2 protein-coding genes and 2 pseudogenes are annotated in these 1,532 nt (G+C 51.4%); 2 read left to right on the forward strand and 2 right to left on the reverse strand.

Features of this window, described 5'->3' with window-relative positions; genetic code table 11:
* Positions 1-316: pseudogene (locus tag ABUA47_RS21095) on the reverse strand (hypothetical protein); the annotation flags it as partial.
* A gap of 12 nt (positions 317-328) precedes the next feature.
* Complete coding sequence (locus ABUA47_RS21100; RefSeq protein WP_004303766.1) at positions 329-580, reverse strand: hypothetical protein; 252 nt, start codon at positions 578-580, stop codon at positions 329-331.
* Positions 581-1,123: 543 nt separating this feature from the next.
* On the opposite strand from ABUA47_RS21100, the gene ABUA47_RS21105 reads away from it, so the two are divergent.
* Both ABUA47_RS21105 and ABUA47_RS21110 read left to right on the forward strand, forming a co-directional pair.
* The gene (locus ABUA47_RS21105; protein WP_004319131.1) at positions 1,124-1,417 is read left to right on the forward strand and encodes a helix-turn-helix domain-containing protein; all 294 of its coding nucleotides are present in this window, start codon (positions 1,124-1,126) and stop codon (positions 1,415-1,417) included.
* Positions 1,414-1,532: pseudogene (locus ABUA47_RS21110) on the forward strand (DNA-binding protein); the annotation flags it as partial. The gene ABUA47_RS21105 and the pseudogene ABUA47_RS21110, both read left to right, overlap by 4 nt.

Raw genomic sequence — 1,532 nt, forward strand, 5'->3', positions numbered from 1 at the left:
TGGCTTGCTCTTCCGCCTGCCTCACGAGCAAAGCCACCTCGAAAGCGTCCATGAACTCGGGGTTCACGTCGTCGTAGTACCTGCCGATACCGAATGTTTGCGAGAGGGGTCGCAAAATGTCCGTTTGGCTGATTTCCTTTGTTTCGGTATCGACCATGTGGTACACGTAGCCACGGGCGGTGTGTTCCACCTTGTAAACGACGTAACGCTTTCTGCTCGCACCCGCACCGATACCGATGATTACCTGGTTTTCCTTGACTACCTGCACCTGCGTGTCCGTGGTAGTCGCTCCGAATAATGAAATGTACTTTGTCATACCTGTAAAAATTTAGAAGATGTGAGTGAATAGGAAATAGAAAAAGCCGGTTAGAGCCACGAGAGAAACAAGGCAGGAGAAAATGCCCCGCAGGATGTCATAACAGAACGTGAAGCCCAAAACGACCCAAATAAAGTCGATACCCCACACGTGGAAGCCCAAAGCCACCGCCCCGACCTTTACCGCCAACCCGACCTTTGCCTTTATGCCAAGTGGAAGGTTGGAGGATTTCTGTTTCCATTTATTTTTCTCTTCGTTTCTCATAACCTTTGACTTTTTTTTTATGCCGTAGCGGAGCCGGTATGGATGGAATCTGTTTCGGTAGCATCAAAAGGTGTCGGGGATAGCTGCTGCAAGATTTTGTCGGAAAATACGCTCGCCCGCAGGGAAAGAGGAAGATTTTGCGGCAAACCGCCCCGCGGCCCGATCTTGCAGCAGCGTGAGCCCCGTAACTACCTTTGCTACTGACAACAGATTTCCATACCGCGCTCCGCGGCATGAAAAAAAAGAGAGGAAAAGGTTATGGGAGAGAAACGGGGAGAAAACGATATGCCGTGAACGCTCGCGAAAGTCGGTTCACGGCTCACCCTGCATGGAATGATAAATCGCCCGCGAACATTTCCTTTCACGGGCGATTGGCGTATCGGAACGTGCCGATCCCGTATCGGCGGAGGATCGTTTCCGCCGGACGTGGCGCCACTCGCTGCCACTTTTAAGACGGATACGTCCATATACCACTGGCTGATAACAAGATACTGTTCATTTGTGTACTTTTGGGCATCCGGGAAACAAAAAATGAAACAGAACATGGAAATAATAAGTATGGACGTGAAGGCTTTCGACGCGCTGGCAGGGCACGTGGAAGCCATTGAAAGAAAAGCCGAGGCGTTATGCCGCAGGCAAGAGGACGTGAGTTTGAAAAAATGGCTGGACAACCAGGATGTCTGTGACGTGCTGGGTATATCGAAACGTACCCTGCAAACCTACCGGGAGAAAGGGTTGCTGCCTTTCAGCCGCATCCGTCACAAAATCTTCTACAAACCGGAAGATGTCGGGAAACTGCTGCAATCGTCGCACTATCCTAATACCGCCGCGTTATGAGCCATTATTTCATCGACAAGCACGATCCGCGTGTGGCGGATCTCTTCCGGCGCTTGGAAAAGGCCGGCAAGGCACTGGATAAACTGGAATCCTCCGGAGGCCGGACACTCAAGGG

Origin of the sequence: Bacteroides sp. RTP31139st1_H2_RTP31139_211217, assembly GCF_040227615.1 — a bacterium.
GTDB lineage: Bacteria > Bacteroidota > Bacteroidia > Bacteroidales > Bacteroidaceae > Bacteroides > Bacteroides uniformis.

What these genes read in the sequence shown, in the direction of transcription:
- ABUA47_RS21100 (WP_004303766.1), bottom strand. Translation starts at nt 580, where the DNA reads ATGAGAAACGAAGAGAAAAATAAATGGAAACAGAAATCCTCCAACCTT.
- ABUA47_RS21105 (WP_004319131.1), top strand. Translation starts at nt 1,124, where the DNA reads ATGGAAATAATAAGTATGGACGTGAAGGCTTTCGACGCGCTGGCAGGG.